This is a genomic window from Hydrogenophaga electricum, from assembly GCF_030160815.1.
Classification (GTDB): Bacteria; Pseudomonadota; Gammaproteobacteria; order Burkholderiales; family Burkholderiaceae_C; genus Hydrogenophaga; species Hydrogenophaga electricum.
In genome coordinates this window covers 23,302-29,545 of sequence record NZ_BSPB01000046.1, presented here as the reverse complement: position 1 = coordinate 29,545, position 6,244 = coordinate 23,302, and the positions used below count along the sequence as shown (strand labels likewise).

The 6,244-nt window shown below is 69.7% G+C and carries 8 protein-coding genes and 1 tRNA gene; 5 read left to right on the top strand and 4 right to left on the bottom strand.

Annotation, left to right across the window (positions count from 1 at the left end; translation table 11 throughout):
* The 4 genes from QQK43_RS18620 to QQK43_RS18605 all read left to right on the top strand — a co-directional run.
* A partial coding sequence (locus QQK43_RS18620) for an MFS transporter (protein ID WP_284308967.1) occupies positions 1-1,052 on the top strand: 1,052 nt, incomplete at its 5' end.
* Positions 1,049-1,618 (top strand): DUF3833 domain-containing protein, encoded by a 570-nt coding sequence (locus QQK43_RS18615; RefSeq protein WP_284308966.1) that lies wholly within the window; start codon positions 1,049-1,051, stop codon positions 1,616-1,618. The genes QQK43_RS18620 and QQK43_RS18615, both read left to right, overlap by 4 nt.
* Before the next feature lie 3 nt (positions 1,619-1,621).
* Positions 1,622-2,413, top strand: a complete 792-nt coding sequence (locus QQK43_RS18610) for an SDR family NAD(P)-dependent oxidoreductase (protein WP_284308965.1) — start codon at positions 1,622-1,624, stop codon at positions 2,411-2,413.
* Positions 2,414-2,416: 3 nt separating this feature from the next.
* Positions 2,417-2,872, top strand: coding sequence for a nuclear transport factor 2 family protein (locus QQK43_RS18605; protein ID WP_284308964.1), 456 nt, complete (start codon positions 2,417-2,419; stop codon positions 2,870-2,872).
* A gap of 84 nt (positions 2,873-2,956) precedes the next feature.
* On the opposite strand, the gene QQK43_RS18600 is transcribed toward QQK43_RS18605, so the two are convergent.
* A tRNA-Arg gene (locus QQK43_RS18600) sits at positions 2,957-3,032 on the bottom strand.
* A gap of 136 nt (positions 3,033-3,168) precedes the next feature.
* On the opposite strand from QQK43_RS18600, the gene QQK43_RS18595 reads away from it, so the two are divergent.
* Positions 3,169-4,020 (top strand): c-type cytochrome, encoded by an 852-nt coding sequence (locus QQK43_RS18595; protein WP_284308963.1) that lies wholly within the window; start codon positions 3,169-3,171, stop codon positions 4,018-4,020.
* A gap of 74 nt (positions 4,021-4,094) precedes the next feature.
* On the opposite strand, the gene QQK43_RS18590 is transcribed toward QQK43_RS18595, so the two are convergent.
* Genes QQK43_RS18590 through QQK43_RS18580 form a run of 3 tightly spaced genes read right to left on the bottom strand, consistent with a single transcriptional unit; the run spans position 4,095 to position 6,140 of the window.
* The gene (locus QQK43_RS18590) at positions 4,095-4,649 is read right to left on the bottom strand and encodes a DUF2946 family protein (protein ID WP_284308962.1); all 555 of its coding nucleotides are present in this window, start codon (positions 4,647-4,649) and stop codon (positions 4,095-4,097) included.
* Between the two features lie 38 nt (positions 4,650-4,687).
* A complete protein-coding gene (locus QQK43_RS18585) occupies positions 4,688-5,713 on the bottom strand; it encodes a YheT family hydrolase (RefSeq protein WP_284308961.1) in 1,026 nt (341 codons plus the stop codon).
* Position 5,714: 1 nt separating this feature from the next.
* Positions 5,715-6,140 carry a YybH family protein gene (locus tag QQK43_RS18580; protein ID WP_284308960.1) on the bottom strand — a complete coding sequence of 142 codons (426 nt, stop codon included), beginning with the start codon at positions 6,138-6,140 and terminating at the stop codon, positions 5,715-5,717.
* Between the last annotated feature and the right edge of the window lie 104 nt (positions 6,141-6,244).

Below are 6,244 nucleotides of genomic sequence, written 5' to 3'. Positions count from 1 at the left end.
GTGGCCCGCGCCCAGCCTGGCGGGCCGCGGCCCTGGGCAGCGCGGTGCTGGCGATTGGCTTCGCCGCGCTGTGGCACCCGCCTGGCAGCACGCCCACGGCCTTGCTCCTGTGGCTCTGCGCCACCCTGCTGGTCAGCACGCTGGCCTACAGCGGCGTGAGCATCCTGCACCAGGCCTGGGGCACGCGCTGGGGTGGCGACCCGCTGTGGCGCGCCCGCGTGGCGGCCTGGCGCGAAGGCGCCACCCTGGCCGGTGTGCTGCTGGCCAGCGCACTGCCCGCCTGGCTCGGCTTCAGCGCCACCAGCGCGGTGCTCGCTGCCGGTCTGGCACTGGCCCTTGCCGCACTCGGCCGCACCCGCTCCCCCTCCTTGCTGGCGACCACCGCAGACTCGGCACCGCCTGACAACGCGCCGTCACCCTGGTCCGACCCGGCCTTTCGCGCCTTGCTGGCCGTGTTCATGCTCAACGGCGTGGCCAGCGCGGTGCCGGCCACGCTGCTGCCTTTTTTTGTCGCCGACCGCCTGCAGGCCCCGGACCTGCAGCCGTTGCTGTTGCTGGCCTTCTTCGGCGCCGCCGCCCTGGGCCTGCCCTTGTGGGTGCGCGCCGTCGGCCGCTGGGGCCTGGCCCCCACCTGGCGCCTGGGCATGCTGGCCAGCGTGGCCGCTTTTGCGTTCACGCCCTGGCTCGGCAGCGGCGACGGTCTCTGGTTCCTCGGCATCTGCCTGGCCAGCGGTCTGGCCCTGGGCGCCGACCTCGCGCTGCCCGGCGCCCTGCTGACCGGGGTGATCCACCAGGCCGGAGCCGGCCAGCGCCACGAAGGCCGCTACCTGGGCTGGTGGGCCTGTGCCACCAAGCTCAACCTGGCCCTGGCCGCCGGCCTGGCCCTGCCGCTGCTGGCTGCCTGGGGCTACCGCGCCGGCGGCACCGACCCCACAGGCCTGCAGGCGCTGGCCTGGGCCTACGGCGGCCTGCCCTGTCTGCTCAAGTTGAGCGCGGCCGGCTTGCTGTGGCGCTTTGAACACCGTCACCCCACGTGGAGGCAAACCTCATGAAGACTCCTTGGATTCACCTCCGCCGCCGCGCCATAGCGGCGCTGGCCGCAGCGGGCCTCGCCGTCGCTTTGGCCGGTTGCGCCGGCCCCGACGTGCGCGAGTACGCGAACGAAACCCCGCTGCTCGACCTGCGGGACTACCTCAACGGCCCGCTCACCGCCCAGGGCATCTTCACCGACCGGTCGGGCCGCGTCGTCAAACGCTTCACCGTGAAGATGACCGGCCAGTGGAACGGCGACGAGGGCACGCTCGACGAACACTTCCGCTACAGCGACGGCAGCACACAGCGCCGCGTCTGGCGCCTGCGACACCACGGCGATGGCCGCTACACCGGCCAGGCCGATGACGTGGTCGGCGAAGCCAGCGGGCAGACGGCCGGCAATGCGTTCCACTGGACCTACACACTCGCGCTGCCGGTGGACGGCCGCGTGTGGAACGTGCACCTGGACGACTGGATGTACCGCATGGACGAGCGCACGGTGCTCAACCGCTCGGCCATGAGCAAGTTCGGCCTGCATCTGGGCGAAGTGACCCTGGTGTTCACCAAACCCGCTCCCGCGAACTGAGCCATGCCCCTGTTCGGCTCCCCGCTCAACCCACCGCTGACCGACTGGCGCGGCCGCACGGTCTGGATCGTCGGCGCTTCGTCGGGCATCGGCCGCGCCACCGCCGCCTTGCTGCACCACCAGGGCGCGCGCATCGTGGTTTCGGCGCGCCAGGCCGAGGCCCTGGACAGCTTCGTGCACGAACACCCTGGCAGCCTGGCCCTGCCGCTGGACGTGACCGACGCCGACGCGGTGCGCGCGGCAGTCGAGGCGGTTTTGACCCAGACCGGTGGCCCACCGCACCTGGTGCTGTACTGCGCAGGTCACTACCGCGCGCAGACGGCGACCGCCTTCGACCTGAGCGACATGCAGCGCCACCTGGCGGTCAACTACGGCGGCGCCCTGCACCTGCTGGACGCCGTGCTGCCGCAGTTGCTGAGCGCGGGTCAGGGCCACATCAGCCTGGTCGGCAGCGTGGCCGGCTACCGCGGCTTGCCGCTCTCGCTCGCCTACGGCCCGACCAAGGCCGCACTCAATAACCTGGCCGAAAATCTGTACCTTGATCTGCACCCGCACGGCCTGGGCGTTTCCATCGTCAACCCCGGCTTTGTCGACACGCCGCTGACGGCACAGAATGCATTCACCATGCCCGCGCTCATCACGCCCGAGCAGGCCGCTGCGGCGATGCTGCGTGGCTGGGCCCAGGGCCGCTTCGAGATGAACTTCCCACGCCGCTTCACGCGCTGGGTGCGCCTGCTGCGCTGTCTGCCCGATGCGTGGTACTTCGCGGCGGTGCGCCGTGTCACCCAGTCCTGAACCATGACCGCCGCCAGCCCCGCCCCCCGCACCAACCGGCTGATCGCCGCCTACGAGCAGCTAAGCCCCGCCAACCTGCCCACGCTGCTGGCGCTGTACGGCGAGCAGGCCGCTTTCAAAGACCCGTTCAACGAAGTCCAGGGCCGCGACGCGATCGGCCGCATCTTCCACCACATGTTCGAGGCCCTGCACGATCCCCGTTTCCGGGTGGCGCACAGCGCCACCGAGGGCGACCACGCCTTCCTGACCTGGGCGTTTCACTTCCAGCGCCGGGCGGGCAGTACCGAGCTGTGCATCCGTGGGGCCACCCACCTCGTGTTTTCACCGGACGGCCTGGTCGCGCTGCACCGCGACTACTGGGACGCGGCCGAAGAGCTTTACATGAAGCTGCCCGTGCTGGGGGCGCTCATGCGCGGGCTGCGGCGCCGGCTGGGCACGCCACAGCCGGGTCTCGTATAGAAGAAGGGATCAGCGTCCCGCCGACAAACCTGCGCATGGAGGTCTGCATCACAAATGCTTGCGATTTCAGGACGGCAAAAAAGGTGGCGCGGCTGGCGGGGATCGAACCCACGACCCTTGGCTTCGGAGGCCAATACTCTATCCACTGAGCTACAGCCGCAACCTCGCGGATTCTAGCAGGCGGCCAAGAACGTCGCCGGCTGCCAAGGGGGGCTGGATATAATTGAGGGCTGTCCACTGCCCGCCAGCGGATTGCCCCACACCCAACCAGCGAGCCCATCGCCCCCGAGGACACCATGAGCGACCACGCGCACGATTCTCACACCGGCCCCATCAAGACGCCTGCCCAGTTGCTGTGGACGTCGTTTTTCGCGTTTGTGGTCCCCGTGTTCATCATCATCGGCCTCGTCTATTACGTCACCCGCGACGACAAGCCCGCCGCCGGTTCGGTGGATCCGGCCCTGGCCACGGCGCAGCGCATCCAGAAGATTGGCTCGGTCGAGCTGCGCGACGCCAACCGCCCGCTGCAGTCGGGCGAAGCGGTCTACACCGCCCAATGCGCGGCCTGCCACGCCACCGGTCTGGCTGGCGCGCCCAAGTTCGGTGACGCAGGCGCCTGGTCGGCCCGCATCGCCACCGGCTACGACGCCCTGCTGCACTCTGCCCTGAAGGGCAAGGGCGCCATGGGTGCCCAGGGCGGCGGCGCTTTCAGCGATGTCGAAATCGGTCGTGCCGTGGTGCACATGGCCAACGCCGGCGGCGCCAAGTTCGCCGAACCCCAAGCGCCGGCCGCAGCGGGCAGCGAAGCAGCTCCCGCTGCCGAAGCCCCCGCCGCTGCACCGGCTGCGGCGGCTCCTGCGGCCGAAGCAGCCCCTGCAGCAGCCCCCGCTGCCGCCAGCGCTTCGGTGGCCGGTGGTGGCGAGGCCCTCTACAAGCAGGCTTGCCAGGTGTGCCACGCTGCGGGCGTGGCAGGTGCCCCCAAGTTGGGTGACAAGGCGGCCTGGGCCCCGCGTGTGGGTGCCGGCCTCGACGGCCTGACCGCCAGCGCGCTCAAGGGCAAGGGCGCCATGCCACCCAAGGGTGGCACGTCCGCTTCCGACGCCGACATCAAGGCTGCGGTCGAATACATGCTGGCTGCGGTGAAGTAAGCCATTCGGCCCTTTTCATCCCCCCAACCCAAAAAGCCGGTCTTCGACCGGCTTTTTTGTGCCCCCTGCGATGCTCAGCCCGGAGCGCCACGGGCAGGGCTCGGATCGAAACCGCCGATCGCCGGCAGATCGATCTGCCGCACTGGCGCCGGCACCCACTGCCCCGCTTCCACCCGATCGGCCGCCACCGCCATGTCGGCGGTGTGCACACGTCCCAGGCCCAACGGTGTGCGCAGATACAGGTGCCCCGCCTCGTCGATCAGGCAGGCCTGCACCTCGCCCGCCGCCGTGCCCGTGTGCGCCACGACCTCGCCATCGGGTGGCAGGCGCCAGATGTAGGGCGTGGCTTCGAGCTCGACAAACACCCGCTGCGGGCCGTTCTGGAAAAACCAGCGACCTTGTGCATCGGCGGCGTAGTTGCGCTGGATGAATTCGATCAGCTTGTCGTGCCGCAGCATCGACCCCTTCGCAGCAGGTCCCTCATCACCAGGCAGCCGGGCAAAAGGACCTTGCGCCTGTGTGTGGTCGTCGCGCATGTACCAATGGCCCCGGGCATCCAGGCCCAGCCAGCCGTAGCAGTCGGGCACGTTCGGCCATTTGGCCATGGCCGCTTTCACGATTTCGTCCATGGATCTCCTCGATTGACAGGCCCGCAGAGCGGGCGGGGTTACACATGGGCCAGCAGCCAGCGGCCCACGGCCTCCGGCATCGCGCGCACATGCACGGACCAGCCCCACGGCGGGTCGGCCACGGGGAAACCCACGTGCCCGCCCTGCGCGGGTTGCCAGAGCGTAACGCCCGCAGCCACGTCTGCCGGACTCGGCAACGAAGAGGCCGGCACGAACGGGTCGTTGAGCGCGTTGAGGGCCAGCGCCGGCACCCGGATGGCGTGCAACAGCGGTTTGGCGGAAGCCCTTGTCCAATAGTCTTCCGTGTTCCGGAAGCCATGCAGGGGTGCGGTGAACACGTTGTCGAACGCGTACAGGTCGCGGGCGGCCAGCAGCGCATTCCGGTCGAACAGCCCGGGGTGTTGCGCGAGCTTGGCCAGGGCCTTGGGCACCATGGTGCGCAGGAACATGCGGGTGTACACCAGCCGGTTGAAGCCGCGCCCGATGGCCTGCCCCCCGGCCGCGAGATCCAGCGGCGAGCAGATGGCCGCCACGGCTTTCACCACGGCGGCGGCCTGTGTCCCCTGCTCTCCCGCCCAGCGCAGCAAGGCATTGCCACCCAGAGAGACCCCTGCCGCCAGCAGGGCACGATCCGGCTGGGCTGCGGCCAGGCGCCGCAGGATCCAGTCGATCTCGGCATGGTCTCCCGAGTGGTAAGCCCGGGGCGCGCGGTTCAGCTCACCGGAACAGCCACGGAAATGCGGCACCGCCAGTGGCACGCCCCACGCCTCGGCCACGTCCGCAAAGGCTTCGGCATAGGCACTCGCCGAAGAGCCTTCCAGCCCATGAAAGAGCACCAGCATCGGTGCACCGGGAGCGCTCGCGTGCGCGGTGGTGTCGACATCGATGAAATCGCCGTCGGGCGTTTCCCAGCGTTCGCGCGCCCATACCACCGCACCAAGCGCCGGCACCAGCCGGCGGCGCGCCTGTGTCGCGGCCCAGATGGTCTGCGCGTTGCCCCCCGGCAACCACCAGGGAGCGCGGTACGACGCCGCAAAGCGCGCGGCGGCCAGATCCTCCGCCATCTCAGTGCAACAGCGCGGCCTGCCCTTCGGTCGCTTCCTGCGGCTCTTCACCGCGGCCGGGGCTCGCATGGTGCGCCACCAGACGCCACCCTTGCACCGTTTTGGCATAGACGTTGGTCGCGACCACCCAGGCCTGCTGCCCACCGTCGTTACCGGGCAGATCCACCCGCTCGGCCACGCTGTGCACACTGCACGAACCCGCGTCCAGACGCCGCACCCTTTCGGCATGCACCCGCAACGGCCCGTCTGCCAGCAGCTGGCCATAGACCGCACGCACCGCTGCATGGCCGATCAGGCGCGCGCCCCCCGGATGCACGCAAACCACGTCGTCTTCATCGGCCCAGCAGGCCATCACCCGCTCAAGATCACCGTGTTGCAAGGCTTCGTAAAAGGCATGCTCGACCTCGTCGGGCGTGTTCGGGAGCATGCGGGGTTTGCGGGCAGCGGGCATATCGACACGGGAGCGTGAACTTTGAGGGGGCGAGGCCGTTCGCTGCGTGGGCGCGCGAAAGCCGCATGCCAAAATGGTAA